This window comes from Variovorax sp. FW305-3-2-15-B-LB1 (genome assembly GCF_058787635.1).
Genome location: NZ_JBYSZY010000016.1, coordinates 92,505 through 115,003 on the forward strand (window position 1 = coordinate 92,505; position 22,499 = coordinate 115,003).

General features: G+C 69.3%; 19 protein-coding genes. 3 read left to right on the forward strand and 16 right to left on the reverse strand.

Going from position 1 to position 22,499, the window contains the following annotated elements:
* Positions 1-107: 107 nt before the first annotated feature.
* The 13 genes from AC3WQR_RS12925 to AC3WQR_RS12985 form a co-directional block, all read right to left on the reverse strand.
* Positions 108-1,295: a fumarylacetoacetate hydrolase family protein gene (locus AC3WQR_RS12925; protein ID WP_492742297.1), complete on the reverse strand. Its 1,188-nt coding sequence runs from the start codon at positions 1,293-1,295 to the stop codon at positions 108-110.
* Positions 1,296-1,366: 71 nt separating this feature from the next.
* Entirely contained in the window at positions 1,367-5,095 is a 3,729-nt protein-coding gene (locus tag AC3WQR_RS12930) for a molybdopterin cofactor-binding domain-containing protein (RefSeq protein WP_492742298.1), read from the reverse strand.
* Positions 5,092-5,604, reverse strand: coding sequence for a (2Fe-2S)-binding protein (locus tag AC3WQR_RS12935; protein WP_492742299.1), 513 nt, complete (start codon positions 5,602-5,604; stop codon positions 5,092-5,094). The genes AC3WQR_RS12930 and AC3WQR_RS12935 overlap by 4 nt, the downstream gene beginning before the upstream one ends.
* Positions 5,582-6,742 carry an ABC transporter substrate-binding protein gene (locus AC3WQR_RS12940; protein WP_492742300.1) on the reverse strand — a complete coding sequence of 387 codons (1,161 nt, stop codon included), beginning with the start codon at positions 6,740-6,742 and terminating at the stop codon, positions 5,582-5,584. The genes AC3WQR_RS12935 and AC3WQR_RS12940 overlap by 23 nt, the downstream gene beginning before the upstream one ends.
* Before the next feature lie 70 nt (positions 6,743-6,812).
* On the reverse strand, positions 6,813-7,538 hold the full coding sequence (gene pncA, locus AC3WQR_RS12945; protein ID WP_095949848.1) for a bifunctional nicotinamidase/pyrazinamidase: 726 nt from the start codon (positions 7,536-7,538) through the stop codon (positions 6,813-6,815).
* Positions 7,539-7,572: 34 nt separating this feature from the next.
* The gene (locus AC3WQR_RS12950; protein WP_492742301.1) at positions 7,573-8,307 is read right to left on the reverse strand and encodes an ABC transporter ATP-binding protein; all 735 of its coding nucleotides are present in this window, start codon (positions 8,305-8,307) and stop codon (positions 7,573-7,575) included.
* Complete coding sequence (locus tag AC3WQR_RS12955; RefSeq protein ID WP_447740080.1) at positions 8,304-9,095, reverse strand: ABC transporter ATP-binding protein; 792 nt, start codon at positions 9,093-9,095, stop codon at positions 8,304-8,306. The genes AC3WQR_RS12950 and AC3WQR_RS12955 overlap by 4 nt, the downstream gene beginning before the upstream one ends.
* Positions 9,092-11,020, reverse strand: a complete 1,929-nt coding sequence (locus AC3WQR_RS12960; RefSeq protein WP_159273451.1) for an ABC transporter permease — start codon at positions 11,018-11,020, stop codon at positions 9,092-9,094. The genes AC3WQR_RS12955 and AC3WQR_RS12960 overlap by 4 nt, the downstream gene beginning before the upstream one ends.
* Positions 11,021-11,101: 81 nt before the next feature.
* Positions 11,102-12,307, reverse strand: a complete 1,206-nt coding sequence (locus AC3WQR_RS12965) for an ABC transporter substrate-binding protein (protein ID WP_492742302.1) — start codon at positions 12,305-12,307, stop codon at positions 11,102-11,104.
* A gap of 59 nt (positions 12,308-12,366) precedes the next feature.
* Positions 12,367-12,951 (reverse strand): amino acid synthesis family protein, encoded by a 585-nt coding sequence (locus tag AC3WQR_RS12970; protein ID WP_130426486.1) that lies wholly within the window; start codon positions 12,949-12,951, stop codon positions 12,367-12,369.
* Positions 12,952-12,989: 38 nt separating this feature from the next.
* On the reverse strand, positions 12,990-13,631 hold the full coding sequence (locus AC3WQR_RS12975) for an amino acid synthesis family protein (RefSeq protein WP_095743158.1): 642 nt from the start codon (positions 13,629-13,631) through the stop codon (positions 12,990-12,992).
* A 21-nt stretch (positions 13,632-13,652) separates the two neighbouring features.
* Entirely contained in the window at positions 13,653-14,555 is a 903-nt protein-coding gene (locus tag AC3WQR_RS12980) for a UPF0280 family protein (protein ID WP_492682363.1), read from the reverse strand.
* A gap of 4 nt (positions 14,556-14,559) precedes the next feature.
* On the reverse strand, positions 14,560-16,179 hold the full coding sequence (locus AC3WQR_RS12985; RefSeq protein WP_062473984.1) for a hypothetical protein: 1,620 nt from the start codon (positions 16,177-16,179) through the stop codon (positions 14,560-14,562).
* A gap of 319 nt (positions 16,180-16,498) precedes the next feature.
* Between AC3WQR_RS12985 and AC3WQR_RS12990 the strand changes: the two genes are divergently transcribed.
* The 3 genes from AC3WQR_RS12990 to AC3WQR_RS13000 are packed head-to-tail and all read left to right on the forward strand — an operon-like array spanning position 16,499 to position 19,220.
* Positions 16,499-17,272 (forward strand): ferredoxin--NADP reductase, encoded by a 774-nt coding sequence (locus AC3WQR_RS12990; protein WP_062473986.1) that lies wholly within the window; start codon positions 16,499-16,501, stop codon positions 17,270-17,272.
* Positions 17,273-17,298: 26 nt separating this feature from the next.
* Positions 17,299-18,066: a TetR/AcrR family transcriptional regulator gene (locus AC3WQR_RS12995; RefSeq protein ID WP_070063554.1), complete on the forward strand. Its 768-nt coding sequence runs from the start codon at positions 17,299-17,301 to the stop codon at positions 18,064-18,066.
* Entirely contained in the window at positions 18,021-19,220 is a 1,200-nt protein-coding gene (locus tag AC3WQR_RS13000) for an amidohydrolase family protein (protein WP_492742303.1), read from the forward strand. The genes AC3WQR_RS12995 and AC3WQR_RS13000 overlap by 46 nt, the downstream gene beginning before the upstream one ends.
* 28 nt (positions 19,221-19,248) lie before the next feature.
* Here AC3WQR_RS13000 and AC3WQR_RS13005 read toward each other — a convergent pair whose 3' ends face one another.
* Genes AC3WQR_RS13005 through AC3WQR_RS13015 form a run of 3 tightly spaced genes read right to left on the reverse strand, consistent with a single transcriptional unit; the run spans position 19,249 to position 22,416 of the window.
* A complete protein-coding gene (locus AC3WQR_RS13005; protein WP_070063556.1) occupies positions 19,249-19,662 on the reverse strand; it encodes a GtrA family protein in 414 nt (137 codons plus the stop codon).
* A gap of 10 nt (positions 19,663-19,672) precedes the next feature.
* Positions 19,673-20,662 carry a glycosyltransferase family 2 protein gene (locus AC3WQR_RS13010; RefSeq protein ID WP_062473993.1) on the reverse strand — a complete coding sequence of 330 codons (990 nt, stop codon included), beginning with the start codon at positions 20,660-20,662 and terminating at the stop codon, positions 19,673-19,675.
* Entirely contained in the window at positions 20,659-22,416 is a 1,758-nt protein-coding gene (locus AC3WQR_RS13015) for an ArnT family glycosyltransferase (RefSeq protein ID WP_492742304.1), read from the reverse strand. Before AC3WQR_RS13015 ends, AC3WQR_RS13010 begins: the two co-directional genes overlap by 4 nt.
* Positions 22,417-22,499 lie beyond the last annotated feature (83 nt).

A 22,499-nucleotide genomic window follows, 5' to 3' on the forward strand; every position in this document is an offset into this window, starting at 1 on the left:
TAGTCATCTTGAGGGTAAGAAGAGGCATGGTCAACCGCAACAGAATGCAAAGTGCAGCCTCTGAATTCCAAAGGAGTACATCTGCTTTTAAAGTGCAGAAGTACGGGCTACAGCAGCCGACGCGACGCGAGGTTGCGCATCAACGCACCGAGGCCGAAAGACCACCGTGGCGCCTGGTCTGCATGCACCACGCGGTTGTTCAACGCACCCAATTCAGGGGCCGCGATGCGCACATGGTCGCCCACGACATGCGTGAATCCTTGCCCCGGTACGTGACGGTCTTGTGTCGGCGCGAACATCGTGCCCAGAAACAACATGAAACCGTCTGGGTAGGCGTGGTGGCGGTTGAGTGTCTGCGCCACGAGGTCGAGTGGATCGCGGCTGATTTTCGACAGCGAGCTCGAGCCTTCGAGCGTGAAGCCCTCGGGGCCTGTCACGTTCAGTGCGACCGTGATGCAGCGCACATCTGCAATACCGAAGTGCGCATCGAACAGACGGATGAACGGGCCGATGGCGCACGACGCGTTGTTGTCCTTGGCCTTGCCCAGCAGCAGTGCGCTGCGGCCTTCGAAGTCGCGCAGGTTGACGTCGTTGCCGAGCGCGGCGCCGAGCACCTCGCCGCGGCTGTTCACCGCGAGCACGACCTCGGGCTCGGGGTTGTTCCAGGCCGAGTCCGCGTGGATGCCCACGTCGGCGCCCGTGCCCACGGCCGCGAGCACCGGTGCCTTGGTGAAGACCTCGGCGTCGGGGCCGATGCCGACCTCGAGGTACTGCGACCACATGCCTTGCGCGATGAGCACGTCCTTCACCTTCATGGCTTCGGGCGAGCCCGGCACGATGTCGGCGAGGTTGTCGCCGAGCACGTCGCCGATGGCCGCGCGCGTGGCCTCGGCGCGCGAGGCATCGCCGCGTGCCTGCTCTTCGATCACGCGTTCGAGCAGGCTGGCCACGAAGGTCACGCCGCTGGCCTTCACGACCTGCAGGTCGCAGGGGGCGAGCAGCCAGGCCTGGTTGTTGTCGCGCGTGCTTTCGTCGCTGTTGGCGAGCACGGCATCGAGCGCGGCGACGCGTGGCGCGGTGCCACTTTGCAATGCAGCGCGCACGGCTTCGGCCGGCGAGCCCTTGCCTTCGAGCAGGTCGCTCATGGTGGGCGCGAGCTTCGACAGGTCGTGCAGGCCATCGCCCTGCACGGCCACCAGCACCGGGCCCACGCCGGGTTGCCAGAGACGGCCGACAAGGGTGGCGCGCTCGGCGTCGCGGGGCAGGCTGGAAGCGGTCGAAAGGTCCAAAGGCATGGTGGGGTGTCTCCGTGAATAAGGTCTGCGCGCCATCGTAGCCGCGGGCCCACGGCCGCGCGCGCCGTGGGTCAGTGGCCCGGCGTGGCCCGCACGCGCGCGACCTCGGCGGGCAGGTTCGTCCAAGGCGCTTCCTGCGGCGCGAAACGTGCGCGCATGTAGCCGGCGAGGTCGGCGATCTGGCGGTCGTCGAGCGCCTCGCGGAACGCGGGCATGAAGCCGATGTCGCGGTGCGCGGGCGCGCGCACGCCGTCGAGGATGGTGCGCAGCAGGTTGTCGGGCCGTGTGCTCGTGAGGCTGCTGTTGAGTGCGAGCGGCGTGTTCACGCCCAGCAGCGTGGGGCCGTCGCCGTCGTGGTGGCACGAGGCGCAGGCGCTGTCGAACATGCGCTGCGCGGGGCCGAGCAGCTGGCCTTGCGTGCGCGCCGCGTTGTCGATGGCCTGTTGCGCGAGCGCCTGCGGTTGCGCGACCGGCTCGGGATTGAACGCGCCGAGGTAGACGGCCATCGCGCGCACGTCGGCGTCGGGCACCTGCGCGAGTTCGCGCACCACCTCGGCCATCGGGCCGCCCGCGATGCCGTGGCGCGGCGAGTGGCCGTTGCGCAGGTAGCGGTACAGCGCGTCGGTGTCCCACGGCACGGCGGCCTTCGACAGCTGCGTGAGCGCGGGCGCTTCCCAGCCATCGACCATCGCGCCCGAAAGGAACGCGCTGCCGCCCTGCTCCGCGCCGAGCGCGTTGCGCGGCGTGTGGCAGGCGCCGCAATGGCCCAGGCCGTTGACGAGGTAGGCGCCGCGGTTCCATTCGGCGCTCTGCGTGGGCACGGGCGGAAGCGGCGCGGGGTCGTGGAACAGCGCGTTCCAGCCGGCCATCAGCGGGCGCAGGTTGAACGGGAACTTGAGTTCGGACTTGGGCGTTTCCGCACGCACCGCCGGCATCGACATGAAGTACGCATAGAGCGCCTGCAGGTCGTCGTCGCTGGTCTTCGCGAAGGCGGTGTAGGGGAACGCGGGGTACAGGTGGTGGCCGTCGCGCGAGACGCCTTCGCGCATCGCGCGCTGGAAGGCGCTGAAGGACCAGCGGCCCAGGCCCGTCTCGGCATCGGGCGTGAGGTTGGTGGTGTAGAGCGTGCCGAAGGGCGTGTCCATCGCGCGGCCACCGGCGTTGGGTGCGCCGTCCGGCGCGGTGTGGCACACGGCGCAATCGCCGAGCGCGGCGAGCACGCGGCCGCGTTCGATGGTGGACTCGCTGTAGACCGGCGCGCTGAGCGACACCGGCGCGATGGCCGCACGCCAGCCGAGCAGGCCGGCGATGACGCCGAGGCCGCCGATGAAGAGCGCAGCGCCGGTGGCCCACAGGCCCTTGCGGCGCGGCCACAGGGCAGCGCTCACGCCTGCACTCGAGGCCGGTGGCGAAGAGGGCCCGACGGCATCGCCCTGCCCCGGAGGCGGTGGCAGCGAACCCCGGTTCAATTCCGCCAGCACCGTCTCCGGCGTGAACGGCGGCGAGCGGAAGCGCACGCCCGTCGCATCGAAGATCGCATTGGCGATCGCCGCGGTGCCCGGCACCGACGACGACTCGCCCGCACCCAGCGACGGCTCGCCGGGGCGCGGCATGTGCATCACCTCGATCACCGGCACGTCGCGGAAATTGAGGATCGGGTAGCTGCCCCATTCGCGGCTCGCGACCACGCCCGAAGGCAACACGCCCGAAGGCAACACGCCCGGCAACTGCGCGCCGCCCGTTGCGGCGCCCTGCTGCGGCGCGAACTGCACCTGCTCCTTGAGCGCGCGGCTGGTGGTCTGGATCACGTTGCCGTGCACCTGGTGCTCGACGCCCGCCGGGTTGACCAGCAGCCCCGCGTCGTGCCCCACCACCACGCGGCGCACATGCACCTCGCCGGTCTTCTGGTTGACCTCGACATCGGCCACCCACGCCGCCCATGCGGCGCCGAAGCCCGGCCACTTGCTGTGGATGTAGCGCGCGTACGCAAAGCCCTGGCCGAAGAGGATGTCGCCGCCTTCGCCGAGCCCGCCGTCGGCGTTCTCCTGCGGCCCGGTGCGCATGCGCCAGCCGGCCTTCTGCGCGGTGGCCTGCACGAGCTCGACCGCGCGCGGATCGTCCAGGTGCCGCAGGCGGAACTGCACGGGGTCGACACCCGCCGCCGTGGCCAGCTCGTCGATGTACGACTCGTGCGCGAACGAACTCGGCAGCGCCGACACGCCGCGCAGCCACGAGGCGCGCACGATCGGCGCCATGTCGTTGACCTTCACGCGCAGGTTGTCGTAGCTGTACGGTGGGCGCGCGGTGCGGTCGCCCATTTCGTAGGCCTGCGCCACGGGCTCGACCGTGCGCGTGAGCAGCAGCGCCAGCGTGGGCGCGCCGTTCGAGGGGTACGAGGTCTCGAAGTCGTAGGCCGCGACGCGGCCGTCGGCCATCAGGCCGCCGTCGATCTCCATGAGCTGCGCGGCGCCCTTGGGCTCCCACGCATGCTCCTGCTCGCGCGAAAGTTGCACGCGCACCGGCGCACCCACGGCGCGCGCGAGCAGCGCGGCATCGGCCGCCACGTCGTCAGCGCCATTGCGGCCGTAGCAGCCCGCGGCCTCCATGCGCACCACGTCGACCTGCACGTCGTCCACGCCCATGAGCTTGGCCAGATCGGCGCGCAGCACGTGCGGGTTCTGCGAGCCGGCCCAGCAGCGCAGCTGCATGCCGCTGCCGTCGGCCGGCTGCCACTCGGCCAGCGCGCACGAGGGGCCGATGGACGCATGCATCTGGTAGGGCCACACGTAGGTGCGCTGCATCGGCTGCGCGGCGGCGGCCATGGCGCCGTCGACGTCGCCTTCGTCGACCAGCAGGCGCTGCGTCGAGGGGTTGTCGCGCAGGGCCTGTGCCACGTCGCGCAGGTCGGGCATGCCGGGCCAGGGCTTCCAAGTCACGCGCAGCTCGCGCATCGCCTGCTCGGCGTGTTCCTCGCGCTCGGCGACGATGCCGACGAAGTCGCGCACCACGACCACGGCGCGGATTCCGGGGATGTGCGCGATCGATGCTTCGTCGACCGCTTCGAGCGTGTTGCCGATGAACTCGCCGTGGTCCGCGCCCGCATACGGCGGGCGCACCACGCGGCCGTGCAGCATGCCGGGCACGCGCATGTCGTGCACGAACACGAGGTCGCCCGCGAGCTTGGCCGGGATGTCGACGCGCGCCTGGCGCGTGCCGACGAGGCGGTAGTCGGCGGGGTTCTTGGGTGTCGTGTCGAGGTCCAGCCGCAGCACCGTGCGCTGGTGCGCCACGAGGTCCGCGTAGTTGAGGTGGCGCTCCGGCGCCTCGGCCACGCGCACCACGCCGTTGCGCACCTGCAGCGCATCGACGGCCACGCCCAGCCGTTCGGCCGCGCGCGCCAACAGCCAGGCGCGTGCCTGCGCGGCGGCCAGCCGCAGCGGCTGCGCGTGGATCTGGATCGACGCACTCGCGATGGTCGCGCCCTGGTTGGGCGCGCGCGCGGTGTCGCCGAGCATCATGCGCACGCAGGGCATGCCGAGGTCGAGCTCCTCGGCCACGATCTGCGCCAGCGCGGTCTGGATGCCGGTGCCCAGGTCGACGTGGCCGTTGAGCGCGGAGACGCTGCCGTCGTCCCACAGCGCGAGCAGCACCTCGTCGCCTTCGACGGGGTTGCTCGCAATGAAGGCAGGCTGGCCCTTCGCGGGCGGCGGCGGCGGCGGCGCCTCGCGCACCACCAGCAGCACGCCGTCGGCGGCGAGGAACTCCGCGCGGGTCTGCGGCAGGTCGGCGCGGCGCGTCATGCGGCAGGGGCGTCCGGCGGGGCCGCACGCAGGCGCACGGCGGCGCGCTGCACGGCGTCGAGGATCTCGATGTGCGTGCCGCAGCGGCACAGGTTGCCCGAGAGCTCGCTGCGGATGCGCGCCTCGCTCGCATCGGGGTCGCGCGCCAGCAGCGCGGCGGCCTGCATCACCATGCCGTTGAGGCAGTAGCCGCACTGCGCGGCCTGCGCGTCTTCGAAGGCGGCCTGCACCGGATGCCAGCGCCCACGCATGCCCAGGCCTTCGAGCGTGGTGATGTGGCGCCCCGCCACGCCATGCGCGGGAATCACGCAGGACCGCGCGGCCACGCCGTCGACATGCACCGTGCACGCGCCGCACTGCCCGAGCCCGCAGCCGTACTTGGGCCCGTTGAGCCCGAGGTCGTTGCGCAGCAGGTGCAGCAGCGAGGCTTCGCGCGGCACGCCGGCGAGCGCGTGCGCCCGGCCGTTGACCTGCAGGTGCAGCGGCTCAGCGCCGCAACTGGCCGTCACGGGTGTACATCTCCAGGTCCACGAAGGTCGAGCCGTTGTGGTTCTTCGCGCTGTAGTCGACGGGGAAGTCGCCGAAGCGCGTGCTGCCGATGCTCTCGAGCCCGGCGATGAAGCTGTCGCGCGTGAGCGCCTTGCCCGCGCGGCGCAGGCCCTCGGTCATCACGCGCGCGACGATGTAGCCCTCGAGCGCGGTGTAGCTGTCGATCTTCTGGCCGAACTCGGCGCGGTCGCGCTGGTAGTCGGCCACGATGGGCACGCGCTGCGCACCGGGCGGCGGCACGATGCTGGCCGTGACCAGCCCGGCGAGCTTGCCGTCCAGCCGCTTGGCGGAACCGGCCGCGTCGGTGATGCCGACCGACAGCGTGTACAGCGGCGCGGCCGCGCCGCTCGCGCGGTAGTCGCGGATGAAGACCTCGGTCATGCGCCCGGCCATGATCATCACGACGGCGCCGGGGCGCCCCTCGGCGAGCCCGCCGATCACCCGCTTGGCGTCTTCGGCGGCGATGGCCATGGGCAGCGTCTGCACCACCTTCACCTTGTACTCGGCGGCCAGCTGCTCGCAGGTGGCGAGGTTCGACTTGCCGAAGGCGCTGTCCTGGTAGACCACGGCGATCGACTGGATGCCCAGCGTCGAGAGGTGGCTGATGATCTTGCGCAGTTCCAGGTCGTAGCCCGCGCGCACGTGGAACAGGTAGCGGTTGGTCTTGGTGCGAAACGACGTGGTGCCCACCAGCGGCGCGAACATCGGCACGCCGGCCTTCTCGGCCAGCGGCATCGCGGCCGCGAGGTTGCCCGTGGCGACGTAGCCGGTGAGCGCGAAGACCTTGTCCTCGTCGATCAGCTTGGCGGTGTTGACGGCCGTCTTCGCGGGCTCGTAGGCGTCGTCGTAGGTGACGAGTTCGATCTTGCGTCCGTGGATGCCGCCCGACTTGTTGACGCGGTCGAAGTACAGCTGGATGCCCGCGCGGTAGTCGACACCGAAGTCTTTCGCCGGGCCGCTGAACACGGCCGACTGGCCGATGCGGATGGTCGTGTCGGTCACGCCGTTGTCCGCGCGCGCCGGCCGCAACAGGCCGGGGCCGAGCGCCAGGGCCGCGCCGCCCGCCACCAGGGTGCGCCTTGAAATCGAAAGCTTCATGCGTCGTCTGTCTCTTTGTTGTTGTCGTCGGAAGGGTGTTGCCGCGGCGGCGCCGCGGACTTCGGGGTCGTCAGCCGGCCTGGATGTCGCCGGACTGGATGCGCTTGACGCCCTTGGCCGTCATCTGCTTCCAGGCGGCGGCCAGCGAACCGTTGAGGTCGATGCCGCGCGTGGCGTCTTCGATCACGTAGGCCTCGAAGCCGGCCTTGCGCGCGTCCATCGCGGTCCAGGCCACGCAGAAGTCGGTGGCCAGGCCGGTGACGAACACGGTCTTGATGCCGCGGGCCTTGAGGTAGCCGGCCAGGCCGGTGGCCGTCTTGTGGTCGGCCTCCTCGAAGGCGGAGTAGCTGTCCATGTCCTTGTGGAAGCCCTTGCGGATGATGAGCTGCGCGGTCGGCACCTTGAGCTCCTTGCCGAGCGCGGCATCGTCGGTGCCCTGCACGCAGTGGTCGGGCCACAGCACCTGCGTGCCGTAGTTGAGCTTCGTGGTCTCGAAGGGCTTTTTGCCGCTGTAGGTGCTGGCGAACGAGGCATGGCCCGCCGTGTGCCAGTCCTGCGTGACGACGATGTTCTGGAACGCGGGCGCCAGCGCGTTGATGACCGGGATCACCTCGTTGCCGCCCTTCACCGCGAGCGTGCCGCCGTCGAGAAAACAGTTCTGCACATCGACCACGATCAGCGCGGCCTTGCCACCGGGCTTGATCTTGCCGGCCGCGAAAGCGGAGAGGCCGAAACTGCCGAGGCTGCCGACGAGCCCCAGGGCAGCGGCGGACTTCAAGACGGTTCTGCGATGCATGGTGTGGACTCCGGTGGTTGAGGAAAGGAAACGGTCAGACGCTGAGGTAAGCCCTGCGCACTTCTTCGTTCGCGGCCAGTTCGGCCATCGTCGCGTGATAGCGGATCTGCCCCTTCTCGAGCACGTAGGCGCGGTCGGAGACCAGCTCGGCGAAGTGCATGTTCTGCTCCGACAGCAGGATGCTCACGCCCTGCGCCTTGAGCTCGAGGATCATGTTGGCCATCTGCTCGACGATGACGGGGGCCACGCCCTCGGAGGGCTCGTCGAGCAGCACGAGGTAGGGGTTGCCCATCAGCGTGCGCGCCACGGTGAGCATCTGCTGCTCGCCGCCGCTCATGCGGCCACCGGGGCGGTTGGGCATCTCGCCGAGGTTGGGGAACAGCTGGAACAGGCGCTCGGGCGTCCACAGCGGCGCGGCCGTGCCGTCGGCCCATTGGCGCGCAGGCTGCTTGCCGACCTCGAGGTTCTCCATCACCGTGAGGTCGGTGAACACGCGCCGGTCTTCGGGCACGAAGCCCAGGCCGAGGCGCGCCGCGTGGTGCGGCTCGCTCTTCGAAATGTCGTGGCCCAGGAAGCGCACGGCGCCGCGGCGCTTGGTGAGCATGCCGATCAGCGTCTTGAGCGTGGTCGATTTGCCCGCGCCGTTGCGGCCCATGAGCGCGACGACTTCGCCGCGCCGCACTTCGAGGTCGACGTCGTAGAGGATCTGCGCGGCGCCGTACCAGGCGCACAGGGCCTTGGCCTGGAGAAGAGGTTCATGCGTGCTCATGCGGCAACTCCCAATGCGGCGGCCTTTTCGGCGATCTTCTCGAAGGTCTTGCCGCTGCCGAAGTACACCTCCTGCACCTTCGGGTGGTCGCGGATTTCCAGCGGCTTGCCCTGCGCGATGAGGCGCCCGCGCGCCAGCACGATCATGCGGTCGGCGTACGCGAACACCACGTCCATGCTGTGCTCGGTGAAGAGCACGGCCATGCCGCGCTGGATGACGAGGTCCTTGGTGAGCGCCATGAGCGAGTTGCGCTCCTGGGGCGCCATGCCGGCGGTGGGCTCGTCCATGAGCAGCAGCTTGGGTGAGTTGGCCATGGCAATGGCGAGTTCGACGCGCTTCACGTCGCCGTAGGCCAGCACGCTGCAAGGCCGGTCGGCCTGCGCCTTCATGCCGACCTGGTCGAGCAGCGCCAGCGCTTCGTCGCGCTTGTGGTCGGCCGCGCGACGCCACATCGAGAACAGCTTGTGGTCGTGCGAGAGCAGCGCCATCTGCACGTTCTCGACCACGGTGAGCGAGGCAAAAGTTTCGGCGATCTGGAAGGTGCGGCCCACGCCCTTGCGCCAGATCTCGCGCGGCTTGCGGCCCACGAGCTCGTGGCCGTCGAGCGTGATCGAGCCCTGGTCGGCCTTGAGCTGGCCGTTCACCATGTTGAAGGTGGTCGACTTGCCGGCGCCGTTGGGGCCGATGAGCGCAAGCAGCTCGCCGGGCGGCAGCTCGAAGCTGATGCCGTCGACGGCCTTCACGCCGCCGAACGATTTGCCGAGGTTGGTGACTTTGAGGAGGCTCATGCCTTCACCTCCTTGAGCTTGGCGTCTGCGTCTGTTTCATGCTTCGGTGCGCGCCAGCGATCGACGAGCTGCTTGATCGAGCCTGCAATGCCCTGCGGGAACAAGAGCACCAGGATCAGGATGATGGCGCCGAGCATCGCGCGCCAGTAGTCGGTGTTGCGCGCCACCGTGTCGTGCAGCCAGGTGAAGGTGACGGCGCCGACCACCGGCCCCGCCAGCGTCTGGATGCCGCCCAGCAGCACCATCACGAGGCCGTCGACCGACTTGCCGACCGACAGGCTCTCGGGCGAGATGCTGCCCTTGGAGAACGCATAGAGCGCACCGGCCAGGCCGGCCACGGTGCCCGCGATGACGAAGGCCGCCCACTGCATGCGCTTGACGTCGATGCCGATGGCATCGGCGCGCAACACCGAGTCGCGGCCCGCGCGCAGCGCATAGCCGAAGGGCGAGAACAGCACGCGGCGCAGCCACCACACGCCCGCGCCCACGAGCACCAGCGTGAGCCAGTAGTACACCTGCTTGTTCGACAGCCACTCCGACGGCCACACGCCGGTCAGGCCGTTGCTGCCGCCCGTGAAGCTGTCCCACTGGTAGGTGACGGCCCAGGTGATCTGCGCAAAGGCCAGCGTGAGCATCGCCAGGTACACGCCCGACAGCCGCACGGCGAACCAGCCGTAGACGAAGGCGCCGAGCGCGGCCACCAGCGGCGCGACCACCAGCGCCAGCTCCATCGGCAGGTGCAGCGCGCGCACCAGCAGCGCTGCGCCGTAGGCCCCGAGGCCGAAGTAGGCGGCGTGGCCGAAGGAGTGCATGCCGGCCGGCCCCATGATGAAGTGCAGGCTGGTGGCGAACAGCGCGGCGATCAGCAGGTCGATCATCAGCACCGTGGTGTAGGGCGAGCCGGCCGTCAGCAGCGGCAGCGCGGCCAGCACCAGCGCCAGCCCGGCGGCGGCCACGATGTAGGCGGTGCTCGGGCGGCGCAGCGGCTCTTCCTGCATGCCCACGTAGCGGCTCGGCGCCTGCGGCCGGCCGAACAGGCCCCAGGGGCGCCACACCAGCACGATGGCCATCACGAGGAAGTCGACCATCAGCGTGAGCTTGGAGAACGACACGTCGATGCCGAAGATCTGCACCACGCCCAGCCAGATGCACACGGCCTTGATCTCGGCGATGAGCAGCGCGGCCACGTAGGCGCCGGGCAGCGAGCCCATGCCGCCGACCACCACGACGACGAAGGCGGCGCCGATGGTGTTCAGGTCCATCTCGAGCGTGGCGGGTTCGCGCGGCAGTTGCAGTGCGCCGCCCAGGCCCGCGAGCAGCGCGCCGAGCGCGAACACGGCGGTGAAGAGCCAGGCCTGGTTCACGCCCAGCGCGCTGACCATCTCGCGGTCTTGCGTGGCGGCGCGCACCAGCGTGCCGAAGCGCGTGCGCGTGAGCAGCAGCCACACGAGGCCGAGCACCAACGGGCCGACGACGATCAGGAACAGGTCGTAGGAAGGAAACTGGCGACCGAGGATTTCGACCGAGCCCTTCAGGCCCGGCGCGCGCGGGCCGAGCAGTTCGTCAGGGCCCCAGAGCCACAGCACCGCGTCCTTGATGACCAGCACCAGCGCGAAGGTGGCCAGGAGCTGGAACAGCTCGGGCGCCTTGTAGATGCGGCGCAGCAGCAGCACCTCGATGAGCGCGCCCAGCACGCCCACCGCGAGCGCGGCGATCAACAGCGCAGGCCAGAAGCCCACGCTCGGGCCGAGCTTCTCGACGAGCGTGTACGCGACGTAGATGCCCACCATGAAAAAAGATCCATGGGCGAAGTTGACGATGCGCGTCACGCCGAAGATCAACGAGAGGCCGGCCGCCACCAAGAACAGCGAAGACGCGCCGGCCAACCCGTTGAGCAACTGAACAACGAAGCCTGAAAAGCTCATGAGGGACCCTGAGGAAACTGGAGACACCGCGCCCCGCCGCGCTCAAGAAGCGGCGGCGGACGCGTTGCAGGAGCCGTGCGGTCAGTCCGCAGGGCGCATCTTTTTCACTTCTTCGTCGGTGGGCTGGAACTTGGCACCGTCGAGGTACACGTAGTCGACCATCACGCCCTTGCCGCCGTCGTTCTTGGTCTTGCCGACGTACGCGCCCATGGTGGACTGGTTGTCCTGCGCGCGGTAGCTGATCTTGCCGAAGGGCGTGTCGACCTGCAGGCCCTTGAAGGCCGCGACCAGCTTCTCGGTGTCGGTGCTGCCGGCCTTCTTCACACCGGCCGCGATCGAGTAGATGGCGCTGTAGCCCACCACCGAGCCCAGGCGCGGGTAGTCCTTGAACTTGGCCTGGTAGGCGTCGTTGAAGGCCTTGTGCTCGGCGGTCTTCACGCCGTACCAGGGATAACCGGTGACGACCCAGCCGTTGGGCGCCTCGTCCTTCAGCGGGTCGAGGTACTCGGGCTCGCCGGTCAGAACGCTCACGACCTCGCGGTCCTTGAACAGGCCGCGCGTGTTGCCTTCGCGCACGAACTTGGACAGGTCGGCGCCGAACAGCACGTTGAAGATGGCGTCGGGCTTGGCGTCGGCCAGGGCCTGCACGACGCTGCCCGCATCGACCTTGCCCAGCGGCGGCGCCTGCTCGGCGACGAACTCGACGTCGGGCTGGATCGCCTTGAGCAAGGTCTTGAAGGTGGCGACCGACGACTGGCCGTATTCGTAGTTGGGGTACACGATGGCCCAGCGCTTCTTCTTGAGCTTGGCGGCCTCGGGCACCAGCATCGCGACCTGCATGTAGGTCGAGGGGCGCAGGCGGTAGGTGTACTTGTTGCCGTTGCTCCAGACGATCTTGTCGGTGAGCGGCTCGGCGGCGAGGTAGAAGAATTTTTTCTGCTTGGCGAAGTCGGTCAGCGCCAGGCCGGTGTTCGACAGGAAGGCGCCGGCCAGCACGTCGACCTTCTCGCGCGAGATGAGTTCTTCGGCCACGCGCACGGCGTCGCCGGGGTTGGCGTTGTCGTCGCGGCTGATGAGCTCCAGCTTCTTGCCGTTGACGCCGCCCTTGGCGTTGATCTCGTCGACCGCCAGTTCCATGCCCTTCTTGTAGGGCTCGAGGAAGGCGGGCTGCGCCTTGTAGCTGTTGATTTCGCCGATCTTGATCACGCCCTGCGCATGCGCGGGGACGAGGGCGGTGGCCAGCGTGACGACGGAAGCGGCGCAGAAGGCAAGGCGCAATGGATTCATCGGGAAGCTCCTAGAAGTTCGAACAGAAAACACGATGCGGGTGACGATGCAATGACAGGTCAGCGAAGACCGTCTTCGCCCTTGATTTCACTGACCTGCAGGCCGCCGATGCGCGGCAGCGGTCGGCCGCTGTCGGTGACGGCCACGGCCACGACGATCTCGTTGGCGCGCGGCGCGTCGCTCACGCGGGCCTCGACGGCGTCGAAGTGGCTGCGCACGAAGGCGGCGTCCTTGTGGCCCAGCGGCACGTCGATGGCGGTGCCCAGCGTGCCCTGCTTCTTGGCCGAGGGCACGAGCGCCGCGCCCTTCTCGACCGCCACGCGCAGCGGCGCGCCCAGCTTGGGATGCAGGATGGCGGCGGCATGCTCCAGCTCGCCGCGCTCGCCGACGATGGCGGCCTTGCCGTAGCTCTGCGCCTGGCCGGGTTCGATGCCCAGCGCCTTCACGGCCTTCTGGCCCAGCAGCGCGCCGAGCTCTTCGCCGATGGCGATGAGTTCGTCGAGGTTCTCGCTGTAGCGGCCGGCGTAGGGGTTCTCGATCACGGCGATGGCGACGGCGCGGCGCGTGGGCGGCGTCACGTCCTGGCCCATTTCCTTGCGGGTTTCATCGACCTGGATGACGAGCTTGCGGATGTTGGCGGTCATGTCTGTATGTTCCTTGTCTTGTCTCTTGTCTTGTGCGGTCAGCGCAGGCCGTCCCACTTGCTGATGTCCTTGGCGAGCAGGCCGCCGACGCGCGCATGCACACGGTAGCCGGTGCTCATCGCGAGGATGAAGACGATCTCGTCGGCCATCGGCGCGCCGGGCACGCGCACCTCGATGGCGTCGAACTGGCCGCGCACGTAGCTGGCGTTGATGTTGGTGAGCGGCACGTCGAGCGCGGCGCCGGGGGGGCCGACCTTCTTGGTCGAGGGCACGATCGACAGCGCGTTGCCGGGCTGGCCGGTTTTCTCTTCGGCCTTGCCCGCGGTGTAGGCGGCGCGGCTGCCCTTCCAGCCGAGCAGCTCGCGCATCGCGTAGCCGCCGGGCACGTGCCACAGCGCGCCGTGCTCCAGCTCGCCGTCGGCGCCGACGATGGCGCCCTTGCCGTAGGTGGCGATCTGCTCGAGCGGCACGTCCATGGCGGCGTGCAGCTGGTGCGCCATGTCGACGCCCACGGGGTCGAGCAGCGCCATCATCGGCAGGATGTCGGGCTCGTAGCGGCCCGCGAAAGGATTGGTCAGCACCGCGCCGATGGCACCGCGCACCAGCGGCGTTTCGGCACGCGGGCCGAACTCGTGGTGGATGTGCTCGACATGGGTGAAGACGCGACGGATTTCGATCATGAAAAAGAACCTTGCTTTTCGTTAAGCAAATACTGAACCAACTGCTTCGGGCAGCGCGATGTCCAGCGACTTCGAGCATAAGGGTTCCACCCGCCGCCACTGCCCCTGGCAAACGAGCAGAACGGCCCACACGAGCCCCCTTTTCTGCAGCGCGCGGGCGCACGCCGCGCCCGCATCGAGTGCATGGTGCACCTGCGCGGGCGCCAGCGGCGGCACGTCGACGGTGACGAGGGTGTCGCCGAGGTCGCTGTCGTCCTTGCAGGCGCTGGCGGGCAGGCGCTGGATGGCGGCGTCGGCCACGTCGACGGCGTTGGCGATCACGGTGGCAGCGGCGTCGGCCTGCGCCGCGGTGGCGGCCAACACCGTCACGCTGTCGGCGATGCCCAGCGAGAAACTGCGCCCGCGCCAGCCGCTGGTGGCGACGCCGCGCACCGGCTGGTCGGCGTGCAGCTCGAACTGGCCGTCGGTGGTCAGCATGCCGCTGTCGCGCCAGTCGAAGCGCGCGAGGTCGGCGAACAAGCCCACGCGCGCCGTGTGGCCGGGCGCGAGGTGCAGTGCGATGTCGCCGCCGTTGTTGATCCACGCGCGCTCGATGCCGGGCCGGTCGTAGAAGGCGATGAGTTCCTGCGCCACGCTGCCGGCCACGGCCGCCATCGGCGTGAGGAACAGCGGTGAGAAGGCATCGCAGGCGTCCCACATGCGCCGCGCGACGACGCCGCGCGGGCGCTGGCGTGCCGCCACGGGCAGGCGCAGCTGCGGCAGCTCGCGCACGAGTTCGTCGAGCACATGACCGAAGCGCGCCCAGGCCGCGTCGTGCGCGGCGGCGACGGCGTACGGGTCGCCGTGCGCTTCGGCCACGATGTCGATCGGGCCGTGGTTGAAATGCCAGCGGCCCGCGTCGAGCGCCGTGCGTTGGGCGGACATGGTGTCAGCCCAGCATCGGGGCATGGCCCAGGGGCCACGGATTGGCATCGTCGATGACGAGCCATTGGCGCGCCAGCGGTGCGCCGTCTTCCTGCCACGCGCCGCGCGCGAGCGCCTGCTCGAGCGGGAAGATGTGTTCGACGTGCCCGCCGAGCGCCTCGTAGTCGTCGCGCCGCATGCTGAATTCGATGGGCGCGACGATGGCCGGCGTGGGCACGGTGCCGAAGCTGTTGTCGGGCATGCGCATGACGTCGGCCATCACGGTGATGCCGCCGCCGGGCCACACATAGGCCGGCGCGCCGCCGCAGGTGACGTTGACCAGCGCGCGCTTGATGGCGCGCGTGAGCAGCACCGGGTTCTCGGTGACGCCCGCGCGCAGGCTGCCGCCGGCGCCGCCGAGGAACAGCACGGTGCACAGCGAGGGCTCGCAGTTCTCGCCGATGCGATCGACGATGCGGCGCACCTCGGGCGGCATGGGCTGCTCGATCGGCTTCAGGGCCTCGTCGAGCACGTACCACTGCGCGTGCTCGCCGGTGGTGGAGGTCATGAGCAGGCGCAGGCCGGGGCGGGCCACGCCCTCCTCCCAGCCCTCGATGATCGCCAGCGGGTCGGCGATGTCGGTGCCGCCCCAGCCGTTGCCGGGGTTCGCGACCTGAAAGTAGCGCCCCGGCGTCGACTTGCGCCCCAGCATCTGGATGCCCGAGGGCGTCATGTCGAGGCAGCGGCCGGCCTGGTGCTCGGTGAGCACGCCGGTGATGTGGTCGTCGACCACCACCACCTCGTCGGCCACGCCGGCGAACTGGCGCGCGAAGATGCCCACGGCGGCCGAGCCGCAGCCCACGCGCATGCGCTGCTCTTCCACGCCGTTGACGATGGGCGCCTTGCCGGCCTGGATGACGAGGCTGGCGCCGCCGTCGATGGTGCATTCGACCGCCTGCTTGTTGCCCAGCAGCTGCATGAGCTCGGCCGTCATGCGACCCTCTTTCTTGCTGCCGCCCGTGAGGTGGTGCACGCCGCCCAGCGACAGCATCTGCGAGCCGTACTCGGCCGTGGTGACATGGCCCACGACCTCGCCCTTGTAGCGCACGTTGGCCTGCTCGGCGCCCAGGAAGCGGTCGGTGTCGATCTTCACCTTGAAGCTGCAGTAGCTGAAGATGCCTTCGGTGACGACGGTGACCATGTCGACGCCCTGGGCTTTCGAAGCCACGATGAAGGGCGCGGGCTTGTAGTCGGGGTAGGTGGTGGACGAGCCCACGCCGGTGACGAAGACCTCGTCGGCGTGCAGCAGGTCGCCGTTCCAGTCGGGCGCAGCATGGGCCTCGGCCGCGTCGGCGCCGGGCCGGTCGAAGGGCACGAGCGCCGGCTGTTCGCTGGCAAGCGTGCGGCGCAACAGCACCACCGGGTCGACGCGCACCAGCACGCCCTGGCGGTTGGCGTAGCGGTCGCAGGCGCCGGTGCGGCCGTCGGAGATCTGGCACAGCACCGGGCAGGCGTTGCACTCGACCTTGGCGGTGCTCATCTTCTCGTTGCGCGGCGGCGCCTTGCCGAAGGCGGCGCCCCCGGCCTGCGCGACCAGGGGCATGTCGATGCCGGGCAATCCGTCTGTCTTGGTGTGTTCAGTCATCGGGGCGATCTCGTGGTGTGGTGCTGTCGGAGCGGGTCTTCAGACTCCGGAGGTTTGCAACAAACGTGCCGTGCAGGTGCTTGTGCGGCGGCTTTCGTTTGTGTAGCATCCCCTACACTTTCATGTTGCGTTCACTACATCAAAGGTCAATGTAGCAAACAGGCCCGATGCTTGCAATGGTGTTTTCTCGCGGTGTTCATCGGGGTTTTTCCGACCAACGACAATGGAGGGTTGCTAGCCGGCCGATGGCGGACGCCCCAAAGGCGTGCATTTCGGCTCAGCCACCCTTTTCTGTCTTCAACCAACACTTGAGTTCTGTATGAGTGCATTCAGCGAAGAACGCGTCCTGAGCGTCCACCACTGGACCGACCGCCTGTTCACCTTCACCACCACGCGCGACCCGGCGCTGCGCTTCTCGAACGGTCATTTCACGATGATCGGCCTGAAGGTCAACAACAAGCCCCTGCTGCGCGCCTACAGCATCGTGAGTCCGAACTACGAGGAGCACCTGGAGTTCCTGAGCATCAAGGTGGAAGACGGCCCGCTCACCTCGAAGCTGCAGCACATCCAGGTGGGCGACACCGTGATCGTGGGCCGCAAGCCCACCGGCACGCTGCTCATCGACTACACGCTGCCGGCCAAGCGCCTGTACCTGTTCGGCACGGGCACCGGCCTGGCGCCGTTCATGAGCATCATCCGCGACCCCGACACGTACGAGAAGTTCGAGCAGGTCATCCTGGTGCACGGCGTGCGCCAGGTCGACGAGCTGGCGTACCACGACCTCGTGACCGACCACCTGCCCAAGCACGAGATCCTGGGCGAGATGATCGCCAAGCAGCTGCTGTACTACCCCACGGTCACGCGCGAGGAGTTCCGCAACCAGGGCCGCGTCACCGACCTGATCGAGAGCAACAAGCTCACCGACGACCTGGGCCTGCCCCCGCTGAACGTCGAGGAAGACCGCGTGATGCTGTGCGGCAGCCCCGGCCTGCTGGTCGACCTGAAGCACATCCTGGAAAAGCGCGGCTTCAAGGAAGGCAACACCTCGACGCCGGGCGACTTCGTCGTCGAACGCGCCTTCGCCGAGAAGTAAGCAATAGAAGAGGCGCTGCGCGCACGATGGCCGACTCCCGCTCCGTCAGCAAGCCCAAGCCCCAGCGCCGCACCGGCGTGCGCGAGGCCGCGGCCCAGGCCACGCGCGACAGCATCCTCAAGGCGGCGACCAAGGTGTTCGCCAAGTACGGCTACGACGGCGGCAGCGTGGAGAAGATCTCCAAGGCCGCCAAGTCGTACGACCGGATGATCTACTACTACTTCGGCAGCAAAGAGGGCCTGTTCATCGCGGTGCTCGAGGGCATCTACCAGCGCATGGACGATGCCGAAGCCGCCATTGCGCTCGATGCCTCGCGGCCCGTGGAAGCGCTCACCGAAGTCATCCGCTTCGTGCTCGGCTACTACCGCAAGAACCCCGAGTTCGTCACGCTGCTGAACACCGAGAACCTGCACAAGGGCCGGCACATCTCGAAGTCGCTGCGGGCGCGCGAGTACTCGTCGCGGGCGGTGGCCATCATTTCGGAAATCCTTGCCAGCGGCGCGGCCCAGGGCCTGTTCCGCACCGACCTCGTGGCGCGCGACATCTACCTGCTGATCGCGTCCACCGGCTATTTCTACACCTCGAACCGGCACACGCTCACGGCCTTCCTCGGCGAGCCGCTGGAGTCGCCGGAAGCCGTCGCGCACTGGGAAGATTTCGTGATCGAGACCCTGCTGCGCACCGTGCGCGCGGACGAGGTATCGGACAACCGCACCCCTTCCCCACCCCACGACGAGGACACAACGAAATGGCAGAAATCGCAGCCGGCGCAAAGTCGGGCAAGGTCGTCATAAAGAACATCGGGCTGCTGCTCTCGGGCGACATCGACAAGCCCATCCTCGACGCCGACACCCTGGTGGTGAACGACGGCCTGATCGTGGCGGTCGGCAAGGAGAAAGACTGCGACCTCGAAGGCGCCGTCACCGTCATCGACGCGAAGAAGACCTGCGTCGCACCCGGCCTCATCGACAGCCACGTGCACCCGGTGTTCGGCGACTGGACGCCGCGCCAGGGCCAGATCGGCTGGATCGACTCCACCATGCACGGCGGCGTGACCACCATGATTTCCGCCGGCGAGGTGCACCTGCCCGGCCGCCCGAAGGACATCGTCGGCCTGAAGGCGCTGGCCATCACCGCGCAGCGCGCCTTCGACAACTTCCGCCCCGGCGGCGTGAAGGTGCTCGCCGGTGCGCCGGTCATCGAAAAGGGCATGGTCGAGAGCGACTTCAAGGAACTCGCCGAGGCCGGCGTGGGCCTCTTGGGCGAAGTGGGCCTGGGCTCGGTGAAGGCCGGCTACGAGGCCAAGGAGATGGTGGCCTGGGCGCGCAAGTACGGCATCCAGAGCACGATCCACACGGGCGGCCCGTCGATCCCCGGCTCGGGCCTGATCGACAAGGACGTGGTGCTCGAAGCCGACGCCGACATCATCGGCCACATCAACGGCGGCCACACCTCGCTGCCCGAGGCGCATGTGTGCGAGCTGTGCGAGAAGAGCTCGCGCGCCATCGAGATCGTGCACAACGGCAACGAGAAGGTCGCCATCGCGGCGGCGAAGGCCGCGCTCGAACTGAAGTGCCCGCACCGCGTGATCCTGGGCACCGACGGGCCCGCGGGTTCGGGCGTGCAGCCGCTGGGCATCCTGCGCATGGTGGCGATGCTGTCGTCGATCGCGAACATCCCGGCCGAGCTGGTGTTCTGCTTCGCCACGGGCAACACGGCGAAGATCCGCAAGCTCAACTGCGGGCTGATCGAAGTGGGCCGCGATGCCGACTTCGTGTTCATGGACCGCGCGCAGCATTCGCCCGCGCCGGGCCTGCTCGAAAGCGTGCAGCTGGGCGACATCCCGGGCGTGGGCATGGTGATGATCGACGGCCTCGTGCGCTGCGGCCGCAGCCGCAACACGCCGCCGGCCACCGAGATCCCGGTGGTGGTGTCGGGCGGGCACTGAGCGCGCTTGAACGCGCCCGGCGGCGGCCTCAGCCGCCGCTGCGGTGCGAGCGGAAGACCAGGTAGCGCGCCGAGAGAAAGTTGGCGCCCAGGCCCGCGATGCTGCCCAGCGCCACGCCGAGCGCGGCGGCCCAGCGGCCTTCCACCCAGTGCAGCGTGAGCACGTAGGTGCCGTAGTTCAGCACGGCGCCGGCCAGCATGGTCGTGAGGTAGCCCAGGTATTCGCGCCAGACCGAACGCCCCGTGGCGGCGCCGGCCGCGCTCGCCGCGAAGGTGTAGCGGCGGTTGTAGAGCCAGGTGGTGGTGGCGGCGGCCAGGAACGACACGACGCGCGCGCCGTACCACCCCAGGAGCGGCGCCAGCAGGTAGAGCACCGTCACGTCCACCACGAAGCCGATCACGCCGGCCACGGCGAACGAGAGGAACTCGCGCCCGATCTTCATCGCGCCGCCGTCAGTGCGCGCGCAGGCTCTTGCGCAAGCTCTCGCGCACGCAGGGCTGCGCCAGGTAGCGCAGCCGCTTGGCCTCCTGCCGGCCGAGCGTGACGGTGTGCATCACCACGCCGCAGACGAAGGACAGCAGCGCCGCCAGCATCGCGCCGGTGGCGAGCACCGCCGTGGGCAGCCGCGGCACCAGGCCGGTGTGGGCGTAGGTCATGAACAGCGGCAGGGCCAGCGCGAGCGCAGCGATCGCGAGCACGGCCGCGACGATCGAGAAGAACTGCAGCGGCCGCTCGCTGACGAACAGCTTGCCGATGGTCTTCAGGATGCGCCAGCCGTCGCGGTAGGTCGACAGCTTGCTGTGCGAGCCTTCGGGGCGCGTGCTATAGGCGGTCGCTTCCTCGGCGTAGGGCATGCGCAGCTCGAGCGCGTGCACGGTCAGCTCGGTCTCGATCTCGAAGCCCTGCGACAGGGCCGGGAACGACTTGGCGTAGCGGCGCGAGAACACGCGGTAGCCCGAGAGCATGTCGGTGAGGCCGCCGCCGAAGAGCTGCGCCACGGTGCCCGTGAGCAGCCAGTTGCCGAAGCGGTGGCCGGCGCGGTAGGTGAGCGCGTCCTGGCCGTCGTCCACGCGGCTGCCGACCACCATGTCGAGATTGCCCTCGACCAGCCGCGCGATGAGGCGCGGCGCGGCGGTGGTGTCGTAGGTGGCGTCGCCGTCAACCATCACGTAGATGTCGGCCTCGACGTCGGCGAACATGCGCCGCACCACGTTGCCCTTGCCGCGTGCGGCCACGTGCGTGACGATCGCGCCGGCCGCGCGGGCCACGGCGGCCGTGTCGTCGGTGGAGTTGTTGTCGAAGACGTGGATCTCGGCGCCGGGCAGGGCCGCGCGAAAGCCCTCGATCACCTGGGTGATGGCCAGGGCCTCGTTGAAGCAGGGAATGACGGCGGCAATGCGCGGCATGGCGGACACGGGGGCGGGTCGGTGGTCGGTCGTCATGGAGCGGTCGTCGGAAGGAGTCGGTAGGCGCGGCTGCCGTCTTGGTCGTGCAGCAGGCCATAGTACTGGTCGAAGCCGGGCCGCACGCTGAGCACTTTCACCATCTCGGGCGACATGACGACGGTGGTGAAGCCCTCGGCCGCCAGCTTGCGCGCCGTGTCGCCGGGCGGCATCAGCAGGTAGTCGCGGTAGCGCCAGCGCCCCAGCGTGTCGCCCCAGATCGGGTTGGGGCCGTAGTAGATCGCCTCGTTCAGCGCGATCTGGTAGACGCGGCCGGTCACGTTGCGGCGCACGTAGTCCATCACGCCGTAGCCCGGCACGTGCTTGCGCAGGAAGGCCTCGCGCGCCTCGGGCGTGAGCGAGATCATCGACACCTTGGTGGCCGTCTGGCCCACCGACACGGCGGCCAGCACGGCCAGCAGCAGCACCACGACCCAGTCGCCAATGCCGGCGCCACTGCGCGGGCCGTCTGCAGCGACCGCCGCGGGCGCTGCGCGCAGGCGGCGCACGCCCGCCGCGATCCAGCCGAACAGCACCTGCCAGCCCACGGCCGCCGTCATCGCGAGCAGCGGGAACGAGGCCATGAGGTAGCGCGGGTAGCGCGAGGTCACGACCCACACGGCCACCGAGTACAGGCAGAACCAGCCCGCCGCGCGCACGGCGGCGGAGCGCTTCCACCACACGCTGAAGGGCGCGAGGAACACCGACCAGATCAGCGCGTTGGGCATCTCGGCGTGGTCGCGCACGTCGGCCACCTGCTGCACGTAGTCGGCCGGCACCCATTCGGTGAAGCCGAACACGCGCGCGCCGATCGGATTGAAGGGGTCGCCCGTCATGATCGCGTTGCGTGCGTACCAGTAGATGCACGGGATCAGGAAGCACAGCAGCGCGGGCGCCCAGGCCCGCCACACGCGACGCTCGTGGCGCACCACGAACACCGCCACCAGCGGCAGGAAGATCAGCGCCTGGTACTTGGAGCCCGCCGCCACGCCGAGGCAGAACGCCGCCAGGCAGAGCCAGCGCGAGCCGTCGCGCAGCGGCTCGGATTCGCGCCACCACCACAGCGCCACGCAGGCGGTCAGCACGAACAGCGCCACGCCCATGTCGATCAGCGCGTTGGCGTAGTCGCCCATGCCCAGCCAGATGGCCGCGCCGATGCAGGCGGTGAGCCGGTTGGCATGCAGGATGCCCAGGCGGAAGATCATCAGCACCGACAGCGCGCCCGCCAGGGCGTTGAGGAAGTGCGGCAGCACGTCGTCGCCCACCTGCAGCGCGGCGGCGTACAGCAGGTTGTAGTTGTACGGGAACCAGGGGTAGCGCAGCCAGTCGTGGATGCCCAGCGTGCCCTGCTGCGCCACGAGGCGTGCATACGGCAGGTGGTACATCAGCTCGTCGAAGGCGGCCGGCGGCGCGAGCGGCGCCACCAGCGCGGGCAGCGCGACCAGCGCCAGCGCGATGGCGGCGATGCGTTCGAAGCGGGTCCACGGCGCAGTGGGGGGCGCGGCCGCGCGCAATGCGCGGATGTCGGCGCGCCAGCCGCGCCACTGCCACGCGGCGGCCACGACACCCGCGCCGATCAGGCCCAGCGTGGCCTCGCGGCGGAAGAGCCCGAAGATGGCCAGCGCCTGGAAGGCACAGATGTAAAGGCCGACGCCGAGCGCGGCCGACATGGCCGCCTCGAGCCAGGCGTCGCGGCGCGAGGGCGGGCGCAAGCGCGCGAGCACCGCGCGGCCGGCACCCCAGCAGGCAATCACGAAGATCGCGAACTGGGCGTAGTGCGCGGCGGCAAAGATCAGCTTCTGAATATCAACTCCCGTGGCCGGTCACTCCGGTCGCG